Genomic DNA, 25,816 nt, shown 5'->3' on the forward strand with positions numbered 1-25,816 from the left:
CGCGCCGCCCGCCATCAGTAGTGCACCCGCCGCTCGATGAACCTGAACTGCACGACGGTCAGTACGCCCACCACCACCAGCAGGATCACCGACTGCGCCGCCGACGAGCCCAGATCCTGCCCGACGAAGCCATCGGCAAAGACCTTGTAGACGAGGATCGTCGTCGCCTGCTGCGGCCCGCCCGAGGTGATGGTGTGGATCACGCCGAAGGTCTCGAAGAAGGCATAGACGATGTTCACCACCAGCAGGAAGAACGTGGTGGGCGAGAGAAGCGGGAAGACGATGGTCCAAAATCGCGTCCAGAAGCGGGCGCCGTCGATTGCCGCCGCCTCGATCACCGAGCGCGGGATCGCCTGCAGCCCGGCGAGGAAGAACAGGAAGTTATAACTGATCCGCCCCCAGGCCGAGGCGACGACGACGAGGCCCATCGCCTCGCCCCCGTTCAGCACGTGGTTCCAGTCGTAGCCGAGCTGGCCCAGATACCACGCGACCACACCCACCCGCGTGTTGAACATGAACAGCCACAGGACGCCCGCCACCGCCGGCGCCACTGCGTAGGGCCAGATCAGCAGCGTGCGGTAGGTCCCCGAGCCCTTGATCAGCCGGTCCGCCAGCACCGCGAGGACGAGCGCCACGCCCATCGAGACCACCGTGACGAGGCTCGAAAAGATCGCCGTGGTGACGAAGCTCGCCCTGTAATAGGGATCGCCCAGCAGGAACTCGAAATTGCCGAGGCCCACGAACTGCGACTTGAGGCCGAAGGGGTCCGGGATGAACAGCGACTGCCAGACCGCCTGCCCCGCCGGGTAGAAGAAGAAGACGGCCGTCACCGCCACCTGCGGAGCGACCAGCAGGAGCGGCAGGAGCCAGCCCTTGAACGTGACGCGCTTTTCCATCGGTCAGGCCCGCGCCATCCCGGGCCTGACCCGGGACCTCCCGCATCGGCAGGAAGCCCCGGGCCCTCGCCCGGGAGGGCGCGCATGTCGTGTCAGCGGTTGGCCTGCTCGAAGCGGCGCAGCAGCGCGTTGCCGCGCTCGACCGCGCTGTCGAGCGCCTGCTGCGCGGTCTTGTTGCCCGCCCAGACGGCCTCCAGCTCCTCGTCGATGATGCCGCGGATCTGGTCGAACGAGCCGAGCCGCAACCCCTTGGAGTTCCCGGTCGGCGCCTTGGCGGTCATCTGCTGGCCGGCGATCTCGGTCCCCGAATTGGCGTCGTAGAAGCCCTCGGCCCTCGTCTTCTCGGCCGCGGCCAGGGTGATCGGCAGGTAGCCCGTGTTCTGGTGCCACCGGGCCTGCACCTCGGTCGAGGACAGGAAGTTGAGGAAGGCGGCGACGCCGTTGTATTCCTCGGCGTCATGGCCCGACAGGACCCAGATCGAGGCGCCGCCGATGATCGTGTTCTGCGGCGCGCCCTCGACCCCACCCCAATAGGGCAGAGGCCGGATCTCGAAGTCGAATTTCGCCTCGGCCTTGACGCCCGCATAGCCCGCCGACGACTCGGTGAACAGCGCACAATCGCCGGCGCGGAAGTTGGCTCCACCCTCGTTGCGGCGGCCGGCATAGACGAACTTGCCCTCCTTCGCCCAGTCGCCCATCGCCTGGATATGGCTGACCTGGACGGGCCCATTGAACACCAGCTCGGTGTCGAGCCCGGCGAAGCCGTTCTCCTTCGTGGCGAATGGCACGTTGTGCCAGGCCGAGAGGTTCTCGAGATGGATCCAGCTCTGCCACGCGGTCGTCATGGGGCAGGCATGGCCCGCGGCCTTGAGCGCGTCGAGCGCGCCGCCCACCGCCTGCCACGTCGAGAGGTCCATGTCGGGGTCGAGCCCCGCGCCCTTCAGCGCGTCGCGGTTGACGTAGAGAACCGGCGTCGAGGAGTTGTAGGGCAGCGAGAGCATCTCGCCCCCGGTCGTCGTGTAATAGCCCTTCACCGGTCCCAGATAGGCGTCCGGGTCGAAGGCCGCGCCGGCCCCGGCCATCACCTCGTGGACCGGCTTGATCGCGCCCTTGGCGGCCATCATCGTCGCGGTGCCGACCTCGAACACCATCAGCATGTGCGGCTGCTCGCCGGCACGGAAGGCGGCGATGCCGGCGTTCAGCGTCTCGGAATAGTTCCCCTTGTGGGTGGCGACCACGACATGGTCGGACTGGCTCGCGTTGAACTGCTCGACCTGCTCGGCCAGCAGCTCGCCCAGCCGCCCGGTGAAGGCGTGCCACCACTGGATCTCCGTCGCCGCGGCGGCCGGCGTCGCCAGCATGGTCAGCGACGCGAGCATCGCCGAGCCCAGATACAGACCTTTCATCCCGCTTCCCTCCCCGAAAGCTCATTGGAGCGCAAAACGCGGCGCCGCGGCCCGATGGCCCCGACTCCGCTTGCGCACAGCCTATCGAAGCATAGTGACATTCATAATACAAACCGATTTTCCTCTTTAACCACATAATATCATGTTATAAGTTTTGCCGCATCTCCCCTCTGCCGCATCCCCTGTCCGCCAGCAGGAAGCCGATGACGATCCGACTTCGCCAGCTCGAAGCCTTCCGCGCGGTCTCGCAGCTTGGCAGCGTGACGCTGGCCGCCCGGCAGCTCGAGATCTCGCAGCCCGCCGTGAGCCGGCTCCTCGCCAGCTTCTCGGACAGCGTCGGCTTCCGGCTGTTCGAGCGCAAGGGCGGCCGCCTGGTGCCGACGCAGGAGTCGCGTTACCTGCTGCGCGAGGTGGGCCGGCTGCTCGACAGCCTCGACCATATCGACCAGCTCACCCGCGATCTCTCGGCACGCAAGGCGGGCCATCTGCGCATCGCCTGCCTGCCGGGCTTCGCCACCAGCCACCTCCCCGCGGTGCTGGCGCGGTTCCTGCGCAACCGACCCGGCGTGACCGTGACGCTCGAGCCCGACCGACCCGAGCGCATCCTGGAATGGATCATCGGCGAGCAATACGACTGCGGCATCACCGACGGGTTCGAGGGGCATCCGGCGGTCGACTGCGAGGTGATCCGGATGCGCACCGTCTGCATCATGCCGCGCGGCCACCGGCTCGAGGCTAAGCCCGAGATCTGGCCCGAGGACCTCGCGGCCGAGCGGATGATCCACACCCGCCGCGACAGCGCCTTCTTCCGCGAGCTTGCCGACGCCTTCGCAGCGCGCAAGGTCCAGATCGACAGCCTGATCGAGACGCGCCAGTTCACCGCCGCCTGCATGCTGGTGGCCGAGGGCGCGGGCGTGTCGGTCGTGAGCGAGATGGACGCCCGCGGCTATGCCGACCGGGGGCTTGCGCTGCGCCCCTTCCGCCCGTCGGTGCCGCACCGGCTCGCCCTGCTGCGGCCCACCCATGCGCGCGCCTCGATGATCACGCTGGAATTCCTCGAAACCTTCGCCGACAGCCTCGCGCCGTTTCGCGAGGACGCGCAGGCCGGGGGCTAGCGCCGCCGCGGCCCATCGCGAGGTTGCACTGGGCCGACGACATCACGGCTTGGAACCGGCAGCCAAGCAATACGGCAGTTCGGTGCCATGCGTGATGGGCCCCGGGGTCTCTCGCGAGCAGCCACAATGACCCCTCGCGTGGAGGCAATCGCCCTCGATCCTCCCCCAATGGTTGAGTCCCCGAGTCGTGACGCCATGTGTGCCTAGCGTGGATTTTCGCTGGATGGTAACGGAAGATCGGGTGAAAGGTCATGGCTGCGAACAGTTTCTTCGGCTTTATGTCTCCTTTTGGGACGGCCTGACTCCAAAAGATGCAGTCCCCGGCGCAATCCGCGCGCAGCGGCGCGTATTTATGGATGTCCTTCAGGTTTCTGGAATTTCCCGCTAAAGTAGAATCTTCGCTCGTCGGACAGAAGCAGGCTCCGCATGCACCTCCCTGCCGCGATGGCTGCCCTGATGCTCGCCCTGCTCGCGCCGATGGCGGGCGGAGCAGGCACGGGCATGCCATCATCGCCCGGCGGGACGCTGACGCTCGAGCATCCCGGCCAGGCGATCGCCATCCTTGGGCCGCGGAGCCGGATCGACGCCTTCTTCGGGGCCGAGGGAGACCGCCTGCGGCTGACCGTCGTGATCGCCCGCACGCAAGGGGGAGGCGACATCCTGCGCGGGCATGTGCTCCTGCGCGACGGCCAGGGCTACACGCTGCGCCTCGGCGGCGGCGATGCCCCGGGCGGCAGCGAATCGTTCCACTTCTTGCGGCGCGGTGGCCGGGTCGATGCCCAACTGCTGATCGAAGTGCCGCCGGGAACCGGAGATGCGGCCGTCTCCGCGCTGTCCGGCATGACCGACGCGGCGCTTGGCCCGGAGGCCGCGATCCCGGCGCATGCAAGCCGGGACGGCGCGGCGGGCCCGCTGCCGGGTGCCAATCCCTTCTATCTCAACCAGCCCGCCCTCCCGCCGGTGCGACCGCAGCAGGCGCGCCTGCCCCTGCCGCCCGCGGGCGAGGGAAGCGCGCAAGCCCCCGCGCTCAGCCCGGCCGCTCCCGGCAAGCCCGTCGCGCTCTCGCGCCACGGCTTCACATCGCGCGCCGGTCCGGACCACATCGCGCGAATCGCCTCGCTCGACTGAGCGCCGCGCCGTCGCCGCCATGGCGCAGACCCGGCGCGGAGATCGCGTGCAGCCGCCGCGCGAATGGTCCTGCGGCGGACCGGCATCGCGGCGGACACCAGCCATTCCCCTCAAGATGATTGATAAATATCAGATTTTTCCAGCCACGGCGCCGTCAGGCCGGTGAGCCAAGGATATTTGCGCAGCCTTCCCTGTGTGAGCACCGTCACATCACGAACGGGTGATTCGGGGCATTCTTGTCTCAACGGCGAACGAGACGCCGCACGACAAGACGCATCGGAGACCAAGATGGCCTACATCGCTTATCCCTTCGCAATCGGACTGGTCGCGCTGGTCGGCATGCTGCCCCTGGTCTGAGGCGGGCCGCGGGGGTGCACGATTCCCCTCCGCGCCGCGCGCCGCACGGGGGACCAACGCGCCACCCGCGAACGGCGGCATCTTGAGTAGAGCGGCGGACACTGCCGCAACGAACGTCACTTCCGAGACTGACATGGCCTGCACCGCATTTCCTTTGTATTAGGCGTCGTCGCGTTCGTCGGGACGCTCCCGCTGATCTAAGCTGAACAGCGGGGCGGCCGCGCGGCCCCGGGAAAACAACGCGCAGCGCACCGGCGGAATTCGCCTGAAGAGGCATGCCTCCCCGGCCCTCCCCAATCACCATCCAAGTCGTCAGCAGCGCCCACGGCACCTCACCCGAGGGCGCGTGACGTTGGCCGGCTCTTATCCATGGGCAGATTCGTCATGCGAAGGGTCGAGATGGCGGCTCTCCCTCGTCAAGTGAATTGGCCCAAACGAAACACGGCGCGGCTCCGGTTCCCCGAAAACCACGCCGTGACGTGCAAAGCGTTCGGTCCTGTCGCTGGCGCTCAGCTCCCCCGGTCAGCCGCCAACCGGAATGCTCCTGCACTCGGCCCATTGCAGGGCGAAGTCATGGATCGACGACGAAGCGATCGACACGGGGTTAGAGCCGCAAGCACTGTACCGTCGGCAGGTTCAAATCGGCAGGGCGCACTGATTGCCTTGTACCGAATTTCGAAGCGCTGATCGTCTGGGCGGGATTTTGCCAAGAAGCCATGCTCGCAATCCGGGCCAGAACCCGATGGTCGGCAAAGTACGCGGCCCGCCAGCCGGCCGCCACCCGATGTCAAATCGGCGAGCGCTCGCAAGGGTCGAGTGCCAGTGCCCTCTCGTAAAGCTCATAGTGGCACCGGGCGGATTCCAGCCAGTTGAAGCGCTCAGTGGCGAGGCGAGTGGCATTTCGGCCCATTCTCTCGCGAAGGTCGCGATCCTCGAAGAGCTCAACGATCTGTCTGGCCAGTTCGACTTCGCTCATGCAATCGCAAAGGACCCTCCCGGCGCTCGCTTTGGCAATATCTTCCGAGATGTTCACGCCCTGTCCGACGAGCACCGGCAATCCCGCATGGAGAGCCTCGGCGATCGAGATGCCGAAATTCTCTTGGAGGGACGGCAGAACAAAAATGTCCGCGGCCGACATTGCCGCCCATTTTTCCTCATCACGCAAGAAGCCGGTAAAAGTGACATTCGAAGAGATGCCGAGCTCGCGCACCATGTCATCGAGCGTCTTCTCGTAGATGCGTGCGCCTGAGCCCGCGATGAACAGATGCGCATCGGCATGCCTTTCGACGACCAGCTTCATGGATCTGAACAACGTCTCGAGGTTCTTCTTGGGATGGAGACGGGACAGGAACAGAATCCGCCTCCCGTCGGCGCCATCACGGAAGCGCCGGCGTACCGTCGCATCGGTTATCGTGCTGCATCTGTCCGCAGGGTCGTCCGCGCCGAGCAGCACCACCTCGGAGTGGAGGAATCGCCCGAGTGTCCGGCCCGCCAGTTGGCGCTCCTCGTTCGTCGCGAAGACGACGAGTTCGGCCTCCCGGAGATTGCGACACTCGATCAAGCGGAGATAAACGGATTTCTTGAGCGCGCGGATGCTCATGGCGAAAGGATCGAGCATGCCGTGTGGTGAGAGAACATAAGGAACGTTATGACGTTGACATGCGCGGCGCGCGATCGTGTTCAGCGGATGCCAGAGCGTGTGGATGTGGACGAGGTCGGCGGCGCGGACGGCGTCATTCAACGCCTCCGCCGCTGTCGAAGCGTGACCCAGCAGGCGGGGGCGGTCGATCGGGAGGACCTTGATGTCGAACTCGCGACTCAACTCGGCGTAAAGCTCCGTGCCGTCATCGGGGCACATCAGGGATGTCGTCAGGATCGAGGCGTCCCAGCCAAACCTGCTTGCGTTCTCCGCAAGACGCCTTACCACGACCGGAGGCCCACCGGCAGAGGGGTGCATATAGGGACAGACCTGAAGGACCCGGCGCACCCGCGTCCTCGGGAGCGCTGAAACACTTGCGACCAAGTCCTTCGACATTCAAGCGCTCCGCCGAAACCAAGAATCGTTGACCATCGGTGCATAATCTTACTGCCTTACAAGGGGAATGACACTCGCGGCATGGGTGCAAAGAGGCTTTTTGACGACAGCCCCAACGGCGTGCAGCTCTCTTTCCTGGCGGACATCAGCCGGTTCCCTTCGCCACACGCCCATCGATCAATCTTACCGGTATATTGTCCGCCGCTTACTCTCCCCAGTGACCTGGGATCACGCGTTGCGATCGCGGAGGAAGCCGTCCATCAATCTTGGTTCTTCGCCCTGGGGTCCCACTTGCGTCAGCTCTCACGGCGACAGCTGCAAATTTGCTCGCTCCGATTTCTGACTCAGCGCGCCGCTCAGGATGGGATCGCGGACGGCAGCGATACGCCTTCAATTGTGCAGGCTAGCTTCTAGGACAGCCGATATCCGCTTGCGAAGTGTGGGGCGTTATCGCGCATGGCGTTAGGGGGAGGGGGGTATGATCCAAAACTCTCAAAACAACCCCATATAAAGTAGAAATCGGTTGTTCTTGATGGTCCAGGCCTCGGGTATGATGTCAGCGTCTTGAGGCATCGATCGGGGATCGCGGTGACGAAGGCGAAGACAAGCGAGGCGCACGACGAGGCGGATGACGACGTCCTCGGCCAGCTGGCCGAGGTCCTCGAAAACAATCCGAGAATGACCGCCGCCATGCAGAGGATCATGGCAGATTTGAACCGCGGCTCAGAACTCGGAGGAGTTCTCTGGCTGCCGGACGATCTTCCCGCGGGAGAGATCAATGCGCGGATCAACGCGGCGCAGGCAACCCTGAAGGACATCGCGCCGCGAGACGAACTCGAGGGCATGCTGGCGAGACAAATGATCGCGACCCATTCCGCGGCGATGGAATGCATGCGGCGGGCGATGATCCCGGGTCAGCTTTTCGAGGGACGGGATCAGAACCTGAAACACGCGGAAAAGCTGCTCGCCCTCTACGCGAAACAGCTCGAGGCGCTCGACAAGCATCGCGGCAAGGGACAGCAGAAAGTCACGGTCGAATACGTGCATGTCGCGCCCGGCGGCCAGGCCGTGGTCGGCAACATCGAGACCGGTGGGGGCAAGCGCCGGCAAGGAGCTCGCTCCCCTGCCGCACTGAAGCCGCAACTCGGCCACACGGACGATACCCCGATCGAGATGCCGGTCCCGCGAGAGGCTGTCAACGTGGAGCCGGACGAAGACTGAAGGGAAGACGCATGAGCGGCTCGCATCCCCGGAACACTGGCCCGATGCTGGAGAGCCCGCGCTGCGGGGCGCGAACGCGCAAGGGCACGCCCTGCCAGGCGCCGGCGGTTGCAGGTCGGAAACGCTGTCGCATGCATGGCGGCGCGAAAGGCTCCGGCGCGCCGCGGGGCAACAAGAATGCGCTGACGCATGGTATGTACACCGCCGAGGCGATCGCCGCCCAAAAGAAGCTGCGCGCCTTCATGAAAGAGGCAGAGGACACGCTCAAGGAATTGTCCGACTAGCCCCCCTGCCCTGCCGGGCTCTTCCGCACTTTGCATCCTCGCGTGGATCGATCGTCCGCATGTCGAGATCCAGGCCCGCTCCCGCCTCTCTGCCGCGTTCCCAGCCTAGGGTCCTCATTCTCTCCTGTTCGTGTCACGTAACTGTCATCACCCCGCCACGACTCTCTATTAGAGTCGGAAAACTCGTTAATCTGCATGAAGGCGTGTGTGATGTCGGACGACCCGAAGATGCCAAAGGACCCTACGCCAGCAGTGCTGGCCGCGATCGAGGCGCTGAGAGGCCATCACGGGTGGGAGCCGGCGGATATGTACCGCGCGATTCGCGGCGCGCTCCGGGTCCCGGCGTCGCGCCCCAGGGCCGCGCCGAAAGCCAACCCGCTGGAAGATCCGCGGCCGCTTACCTGCGACCCGGACACGCTCCTGAGCTGGTTCTAAGCCGCTGTCCGCGCGAGATCCGCTTCTGTCAGGCCAGGCTCCCTCGGGGAGAAGGGCTCGTTGGAGCGTTGTCGTGCTGCGCTCCGCGACGATCCGTGGAGCGTGGAGATCTTGGGCACGCTCAATGAAACAGATCAGTTCTCCAGGCTTTGAGGCTCGGGGCATCCCCTGAATAGACCTGCCCTCGTGAAATCAATCCAGACACAAGAAGGGCGCCGCATTGCTGCGGCGCCCTTCTTGTTATCCTGGACGCTTCGTTGAGCGTCGGCGATCCGCTTGAGACGATCAGATAGAATACCGAATGGTGATCTCGTGCTCATGCAGTGCGAGGAAGCTGGTGCTCAGGGTGCGAACTGTCACCGGGAGTTCACAGACATGACGAGAGGTGAGCAAGCCGTGGCCTGTCGTGCTCGTGCCCGTACGTTGCTGCGCCACTTGGACTGTCTTGTTACTGCCCCGTTCGTCGTCCTCCAAGACGCTCGGGCCGCGTGCGCGGTGTAATCGTGGCGGCACCAGGCGAGACCAGATGCGTGACTCAAAGGCGGCGATAGTCGAGCGCGGTTCGTCTCCTTCAATTTGGGAGCAGAGGGCGGCTGGGCTATGGTTTCTGCAGGTGGCACCAATAAGCGATGCCCGTACTCATTCGTTTCGAACCGGCTTCAGCCGGACCCCTGGCGATTTGATCGGATCACCGAGGAATTCGACGCCCTGAGCTTCGAGAGCCGCTTGGATGCGATCAGAGGTGTCGCGTGACCTGATCTGCGCTGCGCATCCTGCCTCATACCGCTGGATGGTCGCCCAGCCGACGCCCGAGAATGAGGCGAGCTCCTTTGCCGTTATGTTGAGCAATGCGCGAGCGGCCCTGATTTGCGCAGCAGAGATCATTGACGAGTCTTTTTGATATTCTGTATATCAATAAAGGTCACTTTTCAGATCTCCGTACGGGCGCCCCAATGCGATCACGGACACCGACAGTAGAAGAAATCTTTAATCTTGCAGAGGGCGCGTATGCGCCTCGCACGCTTTCAGCGTATCGGGCAGACTTGAACAACTTCATGCGGTGGTGCGAAAAGCTGGGTGAGCGCTGGCTCCCTGTTTCGGCCGAAACGCTCGCCAGGTTCGTGGATGAACATACCGCAGACCACAGAGCCTCGACGATCAGACGCCGCATCGCTGCAGTCGTCTTTGCTCACCGCGTCTGTGATCTTGCGGACCCTACGACAAACAGCCTGGTGCGCCTCGCGGTCCGTCGCGCGGCGCGCCTGAAGGGCGAGCGTCCCGAGCAGGCACAAGGACTCACTCACGCGATCCTCAAACAGATTCTTGATTGCTTGCCGAAAACACTTGCCGGGCTGCGCGACGCCGCCCTCCTGAGCGTTGGCTACGACACGCTTTGTCGGAGTTCGGAGATTGCACGGATTGAGATCAGGCACGTCGCTTGGAACGCCGACGGCACGGGGCGCCTTCTGGTGCCGTATTCCAAATCAGACGGCTTTGGGCGCGGTCGCATCGCGCACCTCTCTCCAGCAAGTTCAGACCGCGTATCCAGATGGCTCAGCGCGGCCTGCATTGCAGAAGGGCCATTGTTTCAGGGATTGCATCTGGGCCGCCCCTCTGGACGACAGCTTGAGACTTGTTCGATCCGACGTCTGGTCAAGCGCGCCGCTCAGAACGCCGACATCCCGGAACCGATGGCTGATCGGCTCTCCGGGCATTCGATGCGCGTCGGCGCCGCTCAGGATATGATGGTGAGCGGCTTCGATACACTTGCCATCATGCAGGCTGGCGGCTGGAAGAAACCCGATGTTGTCTTGCGATATGTAGAGAACTCTGAGACCAGGATGCTCCATCTCCGGCGTTGGAGAATTCTATTGAAGGAGGCCTCGCCATCAAGATCCTACACAGCTTTCCGAGCTGAATAAAATTCCGTTGGCTCTTTCAGTTTCTACGAAGCCAAGTCCGCACCACAGCCTGTGGTTGCGAGCCTGGAAGGCTGCGCCCGCGAAGTATGCGGACTCCACATCTCGGGACTTCAAGGGCCGCGGGCTGAACAACCGGCTCGAGAACTCACACCTACCACTGCGACGAAGAGAGCGAGCGATGCCCCGCTTCAGGTGGATGCGAAGTCTGCAGACCTTCGCCGCTTGCCACTCTTCCGTCCACAACCACTTCAATCAGGAACGATCCCTCTCGAGCAGACCAGTCTTCAAAGGGGCCCGCACCGCCGGACTCGACGAATGGCGGCAACTCTGTTCCCATTAGGTTGTCGCATGGTTAGCTAGACTGAGACTGGCTCGAATTCGCCTGACAGGCCCCTCCGAGACAATTACCTCTGCGCATATTGCTCAATAATTACAATCCAATATTGCAATTCTTAAAATCAATATTTTCAAGTCTCTTGCTTACCCTATATCACGGATATGGAGCGCATTTACTTACCAGATTCCGTATTTCTGATCGCTGAAACTGCGATCCGCGCGGGCTCACAAGATAGCAATTGAAATTTCGAGCACACACGGTAGTCATCTGAAAAAGTAAGCGAGTAACTCTCCCGCTCAGAAAGCCACTCGCGGACACGAACCGCGTCTGCGTTATGCCCGTTCGGAACATCTAGCATTATAAATGCATCCACTTCAGAACTTGCGTTACTCCACTGCGCGTAGTCGACCCAAGAAACCTCCGTCCAGCCGTAGATTTCACCGATGCCGCTTAGTAACTTTGCCGTCCGTGAATCGGTGACGACCAGCAGCCCTGGATGGGCGCTCTCTGCAAGGTGCAGCGCCTGGGTCATGCCCTCGCGAAGCGGAGTTGAGTATAGGCGCTCGGGAATGAGAAAAATTCCTGTGTAAAATGCGCAAACTCCAAACATTGCTATTAAGGCCGAGGGCTTAGCCAAGGGGTACCTCTCAGCCAGAATCAAGACAGACACGACCGCTGCAACGCCCATGAGCGGAATAATGAATGTGAAGTAACGTGGAAGCAGGCGTATTGCGAAGCTCCCATCCGTTTTTGGCAATATAAGCAACACCAGGACGCCGATAAGCGTGGCCAGTACGAGTAGTCCAGCCTTTTTCTGAAATGATGGGCGGTCTTTGAAGAAACCAATCGCGACCAAGGAGGCGCACCCCAGCAGCCAAGTCGGCCATGCACTAACTAACGGGTTATCATACAGGAGCAGGCGAGGAAGACCATACGTGAGACGGACGAAAGGGGACGGCGCAAATCTATCGTACGCGGAAACCCCATGAGCGCTTTCCAGTGAGCCGAGGTGCTGCCAGCGAGCAAGGCCATCGCCGATTAGATTGTAGAGATACACTACATCAATCGCAATGACCACAAATACGCCTAACACCACCATAAGCATCAGACGCTTTGGTGCTCCCATCCACCACCAAACAATTGCAGCTGTCGGCAGTATTAGAAGGGCAGTGATCCGCGTCAGCATTGCAAACCCAAATGCAAGCCCAAACAGAATGGCCAACCAATAATTCAGACCGGAATTCTTGTTCCGAAGCAGCAATATCAAGAGTGCGACCAATAATGATATCCATCCCGCCTCCATCGAATCGATCCAACCCTGACTAATCGGGACAACTAATAGGGGGCAAAACCCGAGGAGTATGATTGAACACACCGCGGCCGTGGTGCCGTAAGCCACATGTCCAAGAAAACCGATGCAGAACAGGATGCAACCCCAAACCAGCCATCGGCCAACCCAAATTCCGTTCGGGTTAGGCCCTACCACCGTCAATCCAACCGCCTGAAGCTCATGAAAGGGCCACCGCATCTCCCAATGAGAAAACTCCGCCACAACTCCCAAGGATGAACCGAGATATCGAAAGTCATCGGAACCTCGAACAGACCAGGAAGTGATACCCAATGATACTCCGGCCAAGGCAAACGCCGCGAAAATAATAACCCCGTATGAAATCCAAGAATTACGGTCCCGATCCTTCATGCCTTATTACTCCGGTATAAGTGTGGTGCCGTTTGCAATTCCCAACCTTCATCCACCTGAAGCCAGAGGCAGGCGGTCGGTTGGGCTTCACCGCGTCTCCGGTGAGGGCTTTATGCGACCTTCCTGGCTGGTTCCCGTTGGGCCGCATAGCCGCTCGGCGTCAAGTTTTCGACTGCCGAGTGCGGCCTTTGATCGTTGTAGTCGATCTTCCCGTCGTTGATCCCCTGACGGGCAAAGGCCATCGACAGGAGCTATGAGGCGTTGAGACATTCTTGGCGCAGCCTGCTCCTCAAAGCCTCTGTGAAGGTATTGTCGTTGGGCTTTCCGGGGACGGAGAAGTCTCGTTAGACACCGCGCCGTTAGGCCCAGAGATCGAGGTCGCGGGAGACGAACTCGGAGCCCTGGTTCACCCGGATCGCTTTGCGGAAGCTGACATCACCGCAGACCCGAACCAGCGTTGTGACCAACTCATCCCCGCGATAGCTGAACCTCTCGTCTAGCGCCGACGAGAAGCGCGAGAGGGCACCAACGATCGTAAACGTTCCGAGCTTCCGCCTGGTCGCGAGCTGGTCGTGCGCGAACTCCATTGCCCGTGTTTGGTTGGCTGCGGTCGCCTCGCGGCGGCCGTCGCGCAGCTTCACCTTCGCCCGGCACTTCGGCGCTTTGTTCCGTAACTGAAGCCCCAACTCGTTGGAGATGCCGTGGACCCGCTTGCGCCTGACCATCCAGCCTTCCCTTCTGAGCAGTACGTGAATCCCCGCGAACGTAATCCAATATTTCTCGAATTGAGTCACCCTCGCATCGCACCGGGCAAAAAAAACTCATTTTCAAAAAACGCTTAGCGTTTGCGCATACCATTTACTCAGATCGGAGAATTTCTTTTCATAATTATCAAACTAAAAAAAATACTCACACCAATCATCGAAACGATTTTTCCATATCTCTCAAATTCTAATATTGGGATATACGCTTTCAAGGTCTTCGCAGATGCAGGATATTCGGCTCGGATAAGTCCCCGGTCTGACGAGACGCGAGCCGGTACGGCGTCCGCACCAACCGTCACTTGAAAGTGTCTCCAAAACTGCACGGGCAAAGTCACCGCCGTTCCTTTGCAGCCAGAAATATCGAATTCTCGGCTACGACCAGACGGGCGCGAAATTTCCTTCGCACACCCATCTGCCGAGGCTACAATCTTATTGATGGCTGTTTCGGTTGACTTGGAAGGGTCATTGGACCGTATCGCGCCCCGCTCCAAATCCAATCGAGAGGAAAACTCCGGGGAAAGGTATTCAGGCGCTCCTCTGTTCGGAAGGCTCACCTGCGTAGTAAGTCCCGCGTATGCAGTTTGAGCGCCTCGGAAAATAAATCCTGACGACGCACAGGCAAAAATTAGGCCGACAACTATAAAACTCTTTAGCCTAAAGCACCCCTCAGAACGCTGCTTTGCAATCCAGTTCGTCAGCAAAAATAAAAAATTCAGCTCGAGAAATACGATAAAGCGAAATGGAAACTGTACACGCCTTATAATCCAAAACTCCCAGATTGGATACGATATTACCGTCATGAACAAAATTATAATAATTGACGAAATACAAAGCGACAAAAGAAGGACGTCACGATTTTTTCTAAAGTATATAGAAAAATAAAATAAGAAAATTCCATATGTGACCGTAATAACAAGTGTCCCAACAAAGGTAAGCGGATTTGGCACGACCGACAGCGACCGCCCAAATAACCATCTTGTTGAATTAAAGTATGGAAGGTAGAGCTTTCCCGGCGATACATCTCCAATCAGAGAAATAGCGGGGACAACGTAAACACCCGACAAAAGGGCCCCGATCAATAAGTGCGCAAGTAGCAATATACTCTGCTTAATGCAGGCTTTCAATTGGATTTTATTGAATAAAAAATAAGTCGGTAAAAAAAATAAAACAAAATGAACAAATAATAATGCAGATGGAATGTGAGACATCATCAATCCAGCAAATGCCGGCGCAAAAATCCAACGCGCATTTCCGCCTCCATTGAGAATCGCGATGAGCCCTAGCAAGAGGAGGGGCGTGAACACATAAGCCGTGACTTCGCCCACCGCCTGGCGGTGAAGCCAATCGCCAAAGAAGTGGTAAGGTCCGACTGTATAAATTGCGGCACCCAAAATGGCAGAAACTGGATCAGCATATCGCACGACCAGAATGTAAAATGTCACTCCAGAAGCTATGAACAACATCCCGCCAGCTAGAGCAAAAACTTCCGAAGGCGTGCACGGCTCGCAGAAAACGTTCGCTATGCTGCTTAGGAAAAACGGTAACGGCGCGTAGAAGAAAAAATCGAACCCTCCGAGCCCTCCCCATAAATTTGGAATATATCTAGGATATATGTTCTCAATACTGTGAACCTTTGAAAACCCAATGTGCCATGGTAAGTTAAAAATAACACTATACCCATAGGGTGTGCCCAACCGTGCGACAAATATTAGGAATAAAATGCATGCACAAAATACATACAAATAACTAATTTTTGACATATTTTTTTTTGTAGACGTCGAAAAAATGAAATTGTTTCGGTTCTCATTTTCATTCCGCATATCCCGCCTCCCCAGCCCCCCCCAGATCCCTTTGTACCACTTATCTCTCGCAGCCCGGCACATCACAAAATAAATCCTGGCGACCTCCCATTGAGCTTTTTAAAAGATTCTTCCGACTTCTGACGCGGAGAGGTAACAACTGAAATCCGCGTAAAGCGCAGAACGTCCGAGTTAATGAAACCCTTTTTTCCATCTAGAATTTTCCAAGGAACTGTGCGAACTGGAGCCTTGAGTCGACGGGAGGCTCCGCGGCGAATTTATGAACGACGAGGTCTTCTACTCGCTCCGAGCGGCACAAATCCCGATCGAGCAGTGGCGCAGCTATTACAACACCGTCCGGGCGTACAGCGGTCTCCGATGCCGTCCGCCTGCGACTGGAGGCCATCACCTCAATTGACCGCACGACCGCCGTGGATTAACGACCCAGCTGGAACGACTAATCTCAGGAAATCGCAATTGGAAGAAACCCAATCTTGTTTTGTGCGACGTCGATAACTCCGAGACCGAGAAGCCCCATCAACGTCGTTCCGCGATGCGAGCAAACGAGCCGTCACAATTGCTCAGCGCTACGCTAGCCGGGTACGAAAAATTCGGCCTGTCAAATGGGAAAATAATAATGTATTCAAGACAAAATTATGTAACACCACTAAACAATATGCAGTGATCCAGCATTCAAGTTTGGCAGAAACTCAAGATGTTTTGCGATCTTCAATTTTGCGCCGATAGCTTGCGACAATTGATCTCGGAACATATCTCAACGATGTGCGATAATTGCGACATGGGAGGCAGTCGCGTATATGTTTGGCTCAGCACTCGTTGTGTTCATGAAGTAGACATTCGGAAATTTTTTTCGAATTGTTTTTACGGTATCGAAGGCACTAAAACTGTAACTCACACCATCTCCCTCACTTTCTTTGTACATTTTCCCTCGGGTTTGAAGCCAAATTGCTGCCTTCCATAGACCTGCCGACTTCAGCGCACGCTTGACCAAGCGAGCAACACGACTCCCCTGCCCGATGTTGTTTGAGTCCGAGATAAGCACACCGCAGCGAGCAACGCGCACCATCTCGCGCGTAGCGGCTCGAAAGTCGGCGACGTGATGGAGCACCGCGGTCTCGATGACCCAATCAAATGAACTGTCATCGAAGGGTAAACACAGGGCATCGCCCTCAATGAGACTGCCGGGCAAAACGTCGCCACGCGCCGCACCACACTCTCTCATTTCTTTAACCGGCTCCACACCAATCACGTGTGCATCTGGAAATGCCTTTTGAAGATACGTAACGCCGCGCCCAGTACCCGCGCCCACATCAAGAAAGGACCCATGGCCAACCTGGCACGCGAACGATTCAAGAAGCCTCAAAGCCACCTTGTGCTCCGGATCTTCGTCAAGGTGAGCTGCGTCGTAATTTGCCGCAGTTCTTGCATAATACGCGCGCTGAATTTCGATTGCGTCTGAGCTATGCGAGTGGTTCATTTAGATCTCCCAATCTTGAGCTTAGGTTTGGCCAGTGATTTCATAATCCAAGATGATCGCGTTATGAGGCGCGCAAATTAAGAGCAAACTGGCCGTTGAACTGGAGCCCGTTTACTGGCCCGCGATGAGCTTGATTATTCAGTTTAGTATGGAGCATCGAAGCGGAGAGGCTGCATGACGACGTCATGGGTCAACGCACGCGAATCGTCTTCGTACTGAGGCAGCCAGGAAAGGGTACTCCGGTCCGCGAGGTCTGCCGAAAGGCCAAGCTCAGCGAGGCAAACTTCTCTAATCGGCGGAAGCATTATGGCGAGCCAACGGACGAGATATCAGGACGACGGCTGCGAACTTGCTTGATTCGACGTCTGGTCAAGCGCACCGAGCAGAACGCCGGAATCCCGGAACCAATTGCTGAACGGCTCTTCGGCCATTCGATGCGCGTCGGCGTTGCAAAGGATATGATAGTGAACGGTTTCTCAACTCTTGCGATCATGCAGGCTGGCGGCTGGAAGAAGCCGGACGTGGTTTTCCGGTATGTTGAGAACAACGAGACTAGGAGCCCCCACCATGGGCGTTGGGCGGCGCTCACACATAAGACGTCAGCATCATCGCGAACCGCAGCACTGGCATGGTAAGCGAACCCCCGCATGCTCCGTTGAACGCCCTTAACGACCGCAACAGCAGCGCTTAACTAAAGCCACAAGACTTTGAGGCGAACCGAAATCTCGTATATTCACCTACGGAGAAACTTTCTGGATCCGCATGACATTGTTAAAATCATCTCGCTCCAGCAATTTTTCCAATAATAATTCCCGAAAAATAAACTATATGCCTTCTTTTTGATCACGCCCCAACCAATTCATGAACTCTTCACTTTCATTTATCAACCCCAATCTCATTAATTGATCCGGTCCGTCATAAAAAGTCGACCGATCCGAGTATAGGCAAAGATCTTTTTTATTTTTTAGGACTTTTTGATACGAATGAATTTCGCCCCAATAACCCCGATCGGTTAGCCGTATTAAAAAATTTTTTCTGTTTTTCTGCGGAAAATCATTTAAGAATTTAAAATGCAGAAGGGCACCGGAAACACTTGCACGCTTTGAATTGTGCACGTAGTGCTGCCCCCTCCAAATTCTCATACCCTTTCGAAATTGAATTAAAGGCGTTTTATACATTATAGGAGAAACATTGAAGCTTCTTGATCGCGTATCTCCGCTTATATCAAAGTAAGGAGCAATCTCGATAGGGTTCTGGGCGCGTGAATAACAGACTCCGGTTACTTGTTCTTTTGGGTACATATCTATCATACGACACACCATCGCGTCATAATTGCTTTTCTCAAGAAATTTGATCAAATCATTAAGTGACACGATTTCCATTCTTGGCCATACAATAAATTCATCTATGTCAACAAATAGGCACCAGCAATTTAATCCGACCGTCTCAGCGGCAGCTTGGACCCACGCGCGCTTGTACGCAAAATTGCCCCTCACACTTATGCGAGTCGCATTAGCTTCAGCATCAATAATTTTCGCAGACTTATCTTTAGATTGATGGTCTAGAATAACAAAGCGGCTAACGCCAATTTTTTTATAGTAATTAAAAAAATACTCTAGTCTTAACTCCTCGTCTCGAGCAACTGCTATTAATGTAATTTCTTTTATTGGCTTTAAATATTTTCGGAGTTTAAATTTTAATTTTTCTTTTACAATCCATTCAATAAAAATAAAACTAATTTTAACTATAAATGAAAAAATTACCCCAAAGAGGCTATCGATTTTTTTCAAAATTAACATGATTTTACTCCTTTTTTTCCCGCAGTAAAATTTTTGGGTTTCGGCATTTGAATAATACCCGGCTTAACGAAGTTTACAGGAAATACACAAGGCATTTTTTGTAAATTCGCTGAGCAGCCGATATGCGGGATTTTCAAAAATTCTTGGGCGATTCGTGATAAAACTTTTTGCACTGACGCTGTCAGCGATTTTTATGTTTTCCTGCTTCCCGAATTAATTTATTGTAATTATATATTATTTTTAGAGTTTGCGCCTCTTCGGAGAAAGCTCCCAGACTTTCATTTAAAGCCGCCTCGCCCAATGAAGCCCGCAGTTCCGAGCTTCGTGCCAGCCTGCAGAGAGCGTCGCACCAGGCGTTTGTAGATTCAACTCGGCAAATGACGCCATCACGGCCATCCGTTACTGCCTCAACGATACCGTCAGCATCGCTAGCGCAGATTGCGAGACCGGAATGCATGGCTTCGAGCAACGCCAGAGGTAGGCCTTCGTAGCGAGACGGCATGGCGAAGATATCAAAACCAGCCATTCGAACCCGGGCATCGTCTCGCCAACCATCAATGATAACACGATCACCTAAGCCCATTTTTCTTGCGCGCAGCTCAAGAGTTGTCCGGAGGGATCCATCGCCAATCCAAACAAATTTCAGATTTGGCAGGATTTTAGCAGCTTCAGAGAAGGCATCGAGGAGGAAGATTGGGTTCTTCTGATCCTCTATGCGGCCGACTGCTCCAACAACGATTTCATCCTGCGACACGGCCCACTGCCGACGAGCATCAGCGCGTGCCTTGATCAGGCTCGAAGCATTGGTGCTGGGGACGGTCGGATGAACCGTCGAAATATCAAGCTCATACAACCCATTCCGCGCACGCAGTTTCGCGGCAGCGGCATCAGATACGCAGATGACGGCGGGGCGTACGCGCGCCAAGACCCCCGCAGCGACGAAATCCCTGAGCGCCCCCAACCGAGCCCCCAAGCTCTTGGCTGAGTGCGTGATATGGATAGTCGAGATCAACGGTTTGCCGCTCGCCCGCGCGGCTAGCAGGAGATCGAGACCATCCTCTGCGACCTGCTGATTTACGTGCACAATGTCCGGTGAATAGACCTCGATGAACGCCTGAACGCGCCTCTGCTGACGCCAGTCGAGCGAAGCGCCCAGACAACGCGTCCGGCGCTGATAGGTATTCGTTAGCGGAAGCCTATGCACCGCCGCGTAGGGCGAGATCTCATTTGCAAGCTGATCCATGGAGCGATCATCGCTCAACAGGATCCGGACGTCGCAACCGGCGAGGCTGAGCCCCTTTGCAAGATACATAAGGTAAATTTCGCCTCCACCGTGAGAGCCTGAGCTTGAGGAGATCAAGAGGGTTTTCATGGGATCCGCGATTGGACGCTGTTTGCAGAGGATAATGCAGAATTCAAGTGAGGGCGCTAATAAAAAATCTGTCACTTCCCTAGAGCGCACTAATGGACCGACATGAACTCGTCCTTAACCCGCTCGGGATCAAACATCTTACACATCTTTCTCTGTCGGTTAACCTTAAACGCTTAGGCACTTCTTGAACTACTCAGGCCCCAAGAAGGACTTGCGTTATCGATTGAATATCTGACTCGCAGGTGTTGCAGCTAAAGCAATGAACCTGTTCATCCCTCTCGGTCCGTGGTTTCGCATCGCATTTCCCGAACTCCGGAACGGCAGGCGTAGACTTCTCGATGGTCGGCGGAAGCACGGGAATAGGATCGAACATTTTGCACTGCTCTCATCCAGAACTGAGCGAACGATTTAAAAATCAACGAGACCATTTCGAAGAAGATCTCTTAGCGATATCGGAGGATGCCAGCCGCCAACGATCCAAGGCCTCGTCGAGGCCCCAGCGCTGTCTCCAATCACGCGCGGCGGCGGCCATCGATTTCCTGAGCGGTAGATCACTGGCGAGGGTGATGATGGATTCGCGAAGCGAGGTCACATCTCCGCTTTCAATTATGCGACCCGTCACGTCGTGGATCAAAAGATCGTGCGCCGAACCAACAGCTTTGCTGGCGATTATTGGCAGTCCCGCCCCGAGAGCCTCGTTCAGCACGACACCCCAGCCATCGTAGCGACTGGGTAGAATAAAAACGTCGGCCGCAGCAAACTCTTCAGGGAGATCGGCAGGATCGACATGTCCGGCAAACATAACCCGGTCTCCAAGGTGATGCACCCGTTCTTCGAGTTCTTCCCGCATCGGGCCATCGCCAAGTATCCTGAGCTCGATCCGTTGCATATCACGAGCGGCCCCCTCGAATGCTTCGATCAGCAAGTCGATACCTTTTCTCGGTATCAGTTGGCCGCTGAAGAGGAACATGACATGCCCCTCCGCGCGTGGCGGAGCCCGATCGGATGCGATACGAAACCGCTCGAGGTCACAGAAATACGGGATGTTGAAGACGGGCACGCCCGGAAAGAGGCGCTCGTATTCGCCTACCGCACGCGAACCGATGGCAAGAATGGCGTTCGCTCGGCAGATCGGTTCCTGAAGGCGCGTGCGCAGCCATCGGCCGAACTTGCCGCGTTTGATGGCATTTGGTGTCTCGCCCCAGTAGGCCCAGGGACGACCCTGCCTGCTCAGCCTGCGCATGGCGATCTGTGCCGTTGGCGACGAGTAGTCGCTGATGATGACAAGATCGGCCCGGATATCCCGCAGGCGGCGGAAAATGGCGGGATTAAACCTTCCAGCTGCCCCATGTCTCGAGAATTGAATTCCGGGAAGGATGGTCTCATAGGGATGAAGCCGCACAGGCGTCCATTGCCGGTCAGCCGCGGTGCCCGCGAAGTAGTCGACAGTGATATCGAACGACCCTGACGCGTCCAGCGCCTCGAAGGTTTCCCGCTGATAGGGCGACGGCATAACGGTTAGGAAGTGGAGCTTCACAACATTGGTGAAAGCGCTCTGTTGGGAACCCGGTCTGACGCCGGCGTCGAGCACGTCAATACTGGTCACGTCCAGCCCCTCGCACGATCTCCCTTAGCGGTCGCTGAGCGCGGCTTCTCATTACTCTTCTGAGCCAGACCCGGCCGAAGAGCCAGAGGGCCAGCGTCGGCAGCAGCGCGGGCGCGACCTGAAGGACGCTGCGCATCGAAAGTGCGGCGGCGAAGAAGCCGGAACAGTAGAGAATTAGCCCATAGTTCGAGCCGACCTGTTTCCCGACACGGTCCCAGTTGCCGGCGGTCGCGCCGAGAAGAAGCCCGGTCACAATGACCCCGAAGAGACCACCAGCCATGTAGGCTTCACCGATGAATGTCGCGGACAGCGTGAGCCCCTCGACCCCAAGCGCCTCTTCGATACCGATGCTCAACCCCTCTGGCTTACCCGGCCAGAGCGCACGGGGGATCGGCCGTATCATCGCCCAGTAAGGAATTTCGAGACCGAGATAGTCGAAGCGGGAAGGAAACACTTCGATCAGCTTGCAGATGTTGATCAGGTTGAGATCGACGAAAAGCGTCTCGCTCTCGAACTCGGCAAAATCGAAACGTGAGAGACCGATGCCACGGAAGGCCAGCATGTAATTCATCCCGAGCACTCCAATCGTTGCAACGACCACGCCGAACGACAGGATATGCGGCGTCTTTAGGTCCGGGCGGGCAAGGATGAAGGCGCCTGTGAATGTGAGCAGATGGATCAGAAACACGCTTCTGGTTCCGTCCGCAAATCCCTTAAACAGGGTAACGGCAAAGATCAAAACCACGAAAAGAAGCGTGAGAGAACGGAATGAGCGAAACCGGGCGAAGATCAGGCCCGCGAGGGGCGGGACGAGGAAGATCAGGAGGCCAACCTCGGTTAGGAGGGTGTTCCACCCGCCTAGGCTGCCACGGGCCCATGCTTGCCAGAACCTCGGAAGAGCCATCTGACGAATAGCTTCCTGGATGTCGAAATTCACGGCCAGCAGGATGTGCAGGTAGGCAAAGAAGGCGATCGCGAAGAACAGTTGGGCTAACAGTCTGGGGGGAACATCATACCGCGCCCCGAAGTCGGAGCCGCGCGCTGTCTTGACAATTATGTGGCGTCCCAAGGTCAGCGCAAAAAAACCCCAGAGGCTTGCGATCGTGCCATTTCGGGCGGTAGCGGTTGAGAGTTCAAGCGCGAACGACTGCTGTGGGAAGAGGAACTCCAAAAAGATGAGCCCGTAGAGCGAAACGAGCATCAAATTGTCAGCGCGGACCATTTGTCTGAGGCCGCTTCGTGCCTCCTGCAGCAGCGCAAGTGCAAGTGCGCCCCCTAAGACCTGTGCCGTTTCGGTGAAGATCACGTCAACATTCGACTGGATGCCGACATGCAGGATCAGGAATGACGCCGCAGAGCAAATTATGCCGGTCGAGAGCGCCATCAGCTGACGGGCTTGACGGGCACTTCGTTCTGGCCACGGACGGACTTGCGACCGGTTGGCGTTCATCCAATCAGGCTTAGCGCTGCAGCAACGTCTTCTAGCGACTGGCGCTCACCCGGCGCCACGGCAGCTGAAGCATGCTGGAGCCAGCTGGGATTGTCGATGCTCCGTTTGATAGCACTCACGATCTCGCGGGCATTACCTGCCTCCATCACGATGCCTGAGACACCATCCTCGATTACAGCACCGCACCTCGGTGTGACGAGGATCGGCAGCCGCCAGGAGCGCGCCTCGAGTTGCGTGAGGCCAAAACCATCGGACAATGTGGGGAATAACATCACGTCGGCATCACGGTAGAAGCGGTCCACCGCTTTACGGGGAACGTTGCCGTGCCAGACAATGTTTCCGCCATTGGTCGCGCTAGGCGACAAAGAGAGTTGGTTCGGTCCGACCACATGGAATTCGACTGGGGCCTCCGACAGGGCGCGCGCGGCCTCAAGAAGCGGGCCAAGGCCTTTTCTCAGATTCACCTGACCAAGAAACAGAACGCGCAGTGGACGGTTCTTGTCGAAGCGCTCCGGGTAAGATCGCCGGAAGCCGAAGGAGCTGGCCGGTGGATCGTAGGCGAGGGGAATAACCTTGAGACGGTCCGCCGAGACGCCCTCAGCGCGCAACGCGGAGGCCGACCAAAGGGAGTTCACCACGATCGTGTCGGCCAGTTCGAGCTCCCGACGCCACCCCGCCCAATATGCCTCTGGAGCCCGTTTCCAACCAGCAGCAAGCTCGGGATAACGCTTTGCTTCCTCTTCAACAATCTCTTCCTCGAAGATGCCGGGATCGATCTGGCCAAGAATCGTGCGCCAGCCCCGAGCCCGAGCGAACTCGAAGATCTGGTCTGCAGCATAGCTGTAGGCAAACAAGGACACTCGTCCTCCACGGAGATCGAGGCGTTCAAGAGATCTAATCGCGCGCACCTGAAACCAAGCGTTCCGGGCGATTATGCTCGTCCAGCCGCTTGGCGCCGTTAGACGAGAACCCACATCTCGAAGCGCCGCTGGGAGGCTGTGCGAGATGACAGCAGCGTCTGAAAGGTCACTTCGGAACCGTGCGCACAGGCCCGCCTTTAGGAAACAGAGAGGACCAAGGTGGGTCGCCCAAATGTCCGTCACGAGGGCGCGCAGAACCTTACGCCGATGGAGTGCGCTGGCCAGTGCATAATTCTCGCGAGCCCCGATCTGGCAGACGATCCAATCGCCGGTCATAGAGAATTCTTTAAGTGGCCCCATCCGAACGCAATTTGCGTAAGGATTTTAGTGTTCGCGTTCTAACCGGAGCACGCGCGTGGCGGTAACGCCAAAGATGCGATGGGATCCGCAGCAAACCGGGTATCACGCCTGCGAACCTGCCCATCTTGAGCGACCACGCGACGCGCTTCACAACCTGCAACGCGCCAAGCCCCCAATAAATTGGTGGATAACGCAAGAACGCGAGCAAGGCCGTGTTGGAGATGTGGGCACTGGTGATCTCTGCCGATACCTGATGTCCCCGAGATGTCGCATGCCGAACCCTGAGAAGCTCTGCCCTCAGAATCTCCCATCCGGCATCTGCAAGCTGCAGCGCGAGATCCGTCTCTTCGACGCCGTAGGCCGGTTGGATCGCGATGAAGCCCCCTGTGGAGAGAAAGGCCTCTCGTCGGTAGACGCATCCGCAGCCAATGAACGTTGCACTTGGCCTAACCGCTGATCTGAGAGGCGGCAAAGCCTCATCGTCATGCCTGATTGAGGCTGCCAAAACACCCGCACGCGGCGACGCCGCCAGGATCTCGGCCGCCCTTGCAAAGTAATCCAGATCGATCGGATGGCTATCGTCGTCAAAACTCGCGACAATCTCATGGTTCGCGGCAGCTATTAGTCGGTTGCGCGCACCTCCCGGCCCGAGGCGCCTCTCTGAATCAAACACGCGAACTCTTGGGAATTTTTCCCTTAGAACCGGCAGGGTGACCGCGTCGCCATGATCGATAAGAACCAAGATCTCATCTGGGGGCGGCCTACACGAGCTAATAACCGAGAGTGACTGTATAAGCGCTTCAGGACGCTCATACGTGGGAACTATCGCCGAAACGGCCAACGCACGCTTACCCGCATTGGCCTTGCTGCCCAAGCGGTTCGATGGCGCGCGCAGGAACTCCCGCAACGACGGAGTTCATGGGCACATCTCGGTTCACGACACTTCCCGCTCCAATCACCGCACCGTCACCGACCCTGACGCCCTTCAGGATGATTGCGCCCGCGCCAATCCAGACATTGGAACCGATGTGCACGGGCCTCGATACCAATGCCTGCGCCGAGATCAGTTCCCCAGTCCGTTTTCCATGGTCATGATCGGTGATGTAGCAGTCTGGCCCAATCATGCAATTGGCGCCAATCTCGATCAATTCGCAGGCATCGAGGAAGACGCGACGATTTATATAACAGTTCCGACCGATCCTGATGCGTGGCGTCATCTTTCGAGCGCCTGTCGAGAGGAGTGTGACGCCGGCTTCCATCGCGACACCCTCCGCTATCTCGACATCCCATGGATTTCTCGGGATGTCGATCGCAAGGAGGCGGCAGTCCTTTCCGATCTTTGCCCCTAGAATGCTCAGCCATGCGCCCCGCATCCTCGCCCCGATGGACGAAGGATACCTCAGGATTCGGTTGACGATTTCATCTCGCCTGACCTGGCAGCTCATCGACAGAACGCGGTTATATTACGAGCAT

Annotated in this window: 21 protein-coding genes and 2 pseudogenes; 8 read left to right on the forward strand and 15 right to left on the reverse strand. The window is 57.7% G+C overall.

The window, feature by feature from the left end:
• Positions 1–14 precede the first annotated feature (14 nt).
• Positions 15–896 carry a sn-glycerol-3-phosphate ABC transporter permease UgpA gene (gene ugpA, locus M1105_RS07585; RefSeq protein ID WP_249579750.1) on the reverse strand — a complete coding sequence of 294 codons (882 nt, stop codon included), beginning with the start codon at positions 894–896 and terminating at the stop codon, positions 15–17.
• 92 nt (positions 897–988) lie between these two features.
• Positions 989–2,302 (reverse strand): sn-glycerol-3-phosphate ABC transporter substrate-binding protein UgpB, encoded by a 1,314-nt coding sequence (gene ugpB / locus M1105_RS07590; protein WP_249579751.1) that lies wholly within the window; start codon positions 2,300–2,302, stop codon positions 989–991.
• 203 nt (positions 2,303–2,505) lie between these two features.
• Between ugpB and M1105_RS07595 the strand changes: the two genes are divergently transcribed.
• Together M1105_RS07595 and M1105_RS07600 are read left to right on the forward strand one after the other, a co-directional pair.
• On the forward strand, positions 2,506–3,417 hold the full coding sequence (locus M1105_RS07595; RefSeq protein ID WP_249579752.1) for a LysR substrate-binding domain-containing protein: 912 nt from the start codon (positions 2,506–2,508) through the stop codon (positions 3,415–3,417).
• Positions 3,418–3,843: 426 nt separating this feature from the next.
• The gene (locus M1105_RS07600; protein ID WP_249579753.1) at positions 3,844–4,545 is read left to right on the forward strand and encodes a hypothetical protein; all 702 of its coding nucleotides are present in this window, start codon (positions 3,844–3,846) and stop codon (positions 4,543–4,545) included.
• A 1,144-nt stretch (positions 4,546–5,689) separates the two neighbouring features.
• Here M1105_RS07600 and M1105_RS07605 read toward each other — a convergent pair.
• On the reverse strand, positions 5,690–6,937 hold the full coding sequence (locus M1105_RS07605; RefSeq protein WP_319936775.1) for a glycosyltransferase: 1,248 nt from the start codon (positions 6,935–6,937) through the stop codon (positions 5,690–5,692).
• A 588-nt stretch (positions 6,938–7,525) separates the two neighbouring features.
• On the opposite strand from M1105_RS07605, the gene M1105_RS07610 reads away from it, so the two are divergent.
• The 4 genes and pseudogenes from M1105_RS07610 to M1105_RS07625 form a co-directional block, all read left to right on the forward strand.
• A complete protein-coding gene (locus M1105_RS07610) occupies positions 7,526–8,158 on the forward strand; it encodes a hypothetical protein (RefSeq protein WP_249579754.1) in 633 nt (210 codons plus the stop codon).
• Positions 8,159–8,202: 44 nt separating this feature from the next.
• Positions 8,203–8,442, forward strand: coding sequence for an HGGxSTG domain-containing protein (locus M1105_RS20810; protein WP_319936784.1), 240 nt, complete (start codon positions 8,203–8,205; stop codon positions 8,440–8,442).
• Between the two features lie 1,319 nt (positions 8,443–9,761).
• The gene (locus tag M1105_RS07620) at positions 9,762–10,799 is read left to right on the forward strand and encodes a tyrosine-type recombinase/integrase (RefSeq protein ID WP_249579756.1); all 1,038 of its coding nucleotides are present in this window, start codon (positions 9,762–9,764) and stop codon (positions 10,797–10,799) included.
• 55 nt (positions 10,800–10,854) lie between these two features.
• Positions 10,855–11,139: pseudogene (locus M1105_RS07625) on the forward strand (DDE-type integrase/transposase/recombinase); the annotation flags it as partial.
• Positions 11,140–11,308: 169 nt separating this feature from the next.
• Here M1105_RS07625 and M1105_RS07630 read toward each other — a convergent pair.
• The 4 genes from M1105_RS07630 to M1105_RS07640 form a co-directional block, all read right to left on the reverse strand.
• Positions 11,309–12,835, reverse strand: coding sequence for a hypothetical protein (locus M1105_RS07630; protein ID WP_249579757.1), 1,527 nt, complete (start codon positions 12,833–12,835; stop codon positions 11,309–11,311).
• A 110-nt stretch (positions 12,836–12,945) separates the two neighbouring features.
• Complete coding sequence (locus M1105_RS20920; protein WP_406600607.1) at positions 12,946–13,077, reverse strand: integrase core domain-containing protein; 132 nt, start codon at positions 13,075–13,077, stop codon at positions 12,946–12,948.
• 117 nt (positions 13,078–13,194) lie between these two features.
• Positions 13,195–13,629, reverse strand: coding sequence for a hypothetical protein (locus M1105_RS07635; RefSeq protein WP_249579758.1), 435 nt, complete (start codon positions 13,627–13,629; stop codon positions 13,195–13,197).
• Between the two features lie 68 nt (positions 13,630–13,697).
• Positions 13,698–15,419: a hypothetical protein gene (locus M1105_RS07640; protein ID WP_249579759.1), complete on the reverse strand. Its 1,722-nt coding sequence runs from the start codon at positions 15,417–15,419 to the stop codon at positions 13,698–13,700.
• 250 nt (positions 15,420–15,669) lie between these two features.
• On the opposite strand from M1105_RS07640, the pseudogene M1105_RS07645 reads away from it, so the two are divergent.
• Positions 15,670–15,816: pseudogene (locus M1105_RS07645) on the forward strand (integrase core domain-containing protein); the annotation flags it as partial.
• Positions 15,817–16,173: 357 nt separating this feature from the next.
• Here the strand turns inward: M1105_RS07645 and M1105_RS07650 are convergent.
• Positions 16,174–16,896: a class I SAM-dependent methyltransferase gene (locus tag M1105_RS07650; protein WP_249579760.1), complete on the reverse strand. Its 723-nt coding sequence runs from the start codon at positions 16,894–16,896 to the stop codon at positions 16,174–16,176.
• A gap of 185 nt (positions 16,897–17,081) precedes the next feature.
• Here M1105_RS07650 and M1105_RS20925 point away from each other — a divergent pair, with 185 nt between their 5' ends.
• Positions 17,082–17,531 (forward strand): tyrosine-type recombinase/integrase, encoded by a 450-nt coding sequence (locus M1105_RS20925; RefSeq protein ID WP_406600608.1) that lies wholly within the window; start codon positions 17,082–17,084, stop codon positions 17,529–17,531.
• A gap of 189 nt (positions 17,532–17,720) precedes the next feature.
• Here M1105_RS20925 and M1105_RS07655 read toward each other — a convergent pair whose 3' ends face one another.
• The 7 genes from M1105_RS07655 to M1105_RS20815 form a co-directional block, all read right to left on the reverse strand.
• Complete coding sequence (locus M1105_RS07655; RefSeq protein ID WP_249579761.1) at positions 17,721–18,695, reverse strand: glycosyltransferase family 2 protein; 975 nt, start codon at positions 18,693–18,695, stop codon at positions 17,721–17,723.
• A 181-nt stretch (positions 18,696–18,876) separates the two neighbouring features.
• Entirely contained in the window at positions 18,877–20,067 is a 1,191-nt protein-coding gene (locus M1105_RS07660; RefSeq protein ID WP_264759552.1) for a glycosyltransferase family 4 protein, read from the reverse strand.
• A 415-nt stretch (positions 20,068–20,482) separates the two neighbouring features.
• Positions 20,483–21,673 (reverse strand): glycosyltransferase family 4 protein, encoded by a 1,191-nt coding sequence (locus tag M1105_RS07665; protein ID WP_249579762.1) that lies wholly within the window; start codon positions 21,671–21,673, stop codon positions 20,483–20,485.
• Complete coding sequence (locus tag M1105_RS07670) at positions 21,660–23,057, reverse strand: O-antigen polymerase (protein ID WP_249579763.1); 1,398 nt, start codon at positions 23,055–23,057, stop codon at positions 21,660–21,662. Before M1105_RS07670 ends, M1105_RS07665 begins: the two co-directional genes overlap by 14 nt.
• A gap of 62 nt (positions 23,058–23,119) precedes the next feature.
• Positions 23,120–23,977, reverse strand: a complete 858-nt coding sequence (locus tag M1105_RS07675; RefSeq protein ID WP_249579764.1) for a glycosyltransferase family 4 protein — start codon at positions 23,975–23,977, stop codon at positions 23,120–23,122.
• Between the two features lie 352 nt (positions 23,978–24,329).
• Entirely contained in the window at positions 24,330–25,250 is a 921-nt protein-coding gene (locus tag M1105_RS07680; protein ID WP_319936776.1) for a glycosyltransferase family 2 protein, read from the reverse strand.
• Positions 25,192–25,788: an acyltransferase gene (locus tag M1105_RS20815; RefSeq protein ID WP_319936777.1), complete on the reverse strand. Its 597-nt coding sequence runs from the start codon at positions 25,786–25,788 to the stop codon at positions 25,192–25,194. The genes M1105_RS07680 and M1105_RS20815 overlap by 59 nt, the downstream gene beginning before the upstream one ends.
• Positions 25,789–25,816 lie beyond the last annotated feature (28 nt).

This window comes from Thermohalobaculum sediminis (genome assembly GCF_023487995.1).
In the GTDB taxonomy this organism is placed as follows: domain Bacteria; phylum Pseudomonadota; class Alphaproteobacteria; order Rhodobacterales; family Rhodobacteraceae; genus Thermohalobaculum; species Thermohalobaculum sediminis.

Coding starts and splice junctions, on each gene's coding strand:
- ugpA (WP_249579750.1), bottom strand. CDS start 896: ATGGAAAAGCGCGTCACGTTCAAGGGCTGGCTCCTGCCGCTCCTGCTG.
- ugpB (WP_249579751.1), bottom strand. CDS start 2,302: ATGAAAGGTCTGTATCTGGGCTCGGCGATGCTCGCGTCGCTGACCATG.
- M1105_RS07595 (WP_249579752.1), top strand. CDS start 2,506: ATGACGATCCGACTTCGCCAGCTCGAAGCCTTCCGCGCGGTCTCGCAG.
- M1105_RS07600 (WP_249579753.1), top strand. CDS start 3,844: ATGCACCTCCCTGCCGCGATGGCTGCCCTGATGCTCGCCCTGCTCGCG.
- M1105_RS07605 (WP_319936775.1), bottom strand. CDS start 6,937: ATGTCGAAGGACTTGGTCGCAAGTGTTTCAGCGCTCCCGAGGACGCGG.
- M1105_RS20810 (WP_319936784.1), top strand. CDS start 8,203: ATGCTGGAGAGCCCGCGCTGCGGGGCGCGAACGCGCAAGGGCACGCCC.
- M1105_RS07630 (WP_249579757.1), bottom strand. CDS start 12,835: ATGAAGGATCGGGACCGTAATTCTTGGATTTCATACGGGGTTATTATT.
- M1105_RS20920 (WP_406600607.1), bottom strand. CDS start 13,077: ATGGCCTTTGCCCGTCAGGGGATCAACGACGGGAAGATCGACTACAAC.
- M1105_RS07640 (WP_249579759.1), bottom strand. CDS start 15,419: ATGCGGAATGAAAATGAGAACCGAAACAATTTCATTTTTTCGACGTCT.
- M1105_RS07650 (WP_249579760.1), bottom strand. CDS start 16,896: ATGAACCACTCGCATAGCTCAGACGCAATCGAAATTCAGCGCGCGTAT.
- M1105_RS20925 (WP_406600608.1), top strand. CDS start 17,082: ATGGGTCAACGCACGCGAATCGTCTTCGTACTGAGGCAGCCAGGAAAG.
- M1105_RS07655 (WP_249579761.1), bottom strand. CDS start 18,695: ATGTTAATTTTGAAAAAAATCGATAGCCTCTTTGGGGTAATTTTTTCA.
- M1105_RS07660 (WP_264759552.1), bottom strand. CDS start 20,067: ATGAAAACCCTCTTGATCTCCTCAAGCTCAGGCTCTCACGGTGGAGGC.
- M1105_RS07670 (WP_249579763.1), bottom strand. CDS start 23,057: ATGGCGCTCTCGACCGGCATAATTTGCTCTGCGGCGTCATTCCTGATC.
- M1105_RS20815 (WP_319936777.1), bottom strand. CDS start 25,788: ATGAGCTGCCAGGTCAGGCGAGATGAAATCGTCAACCGAATCCTGAGG.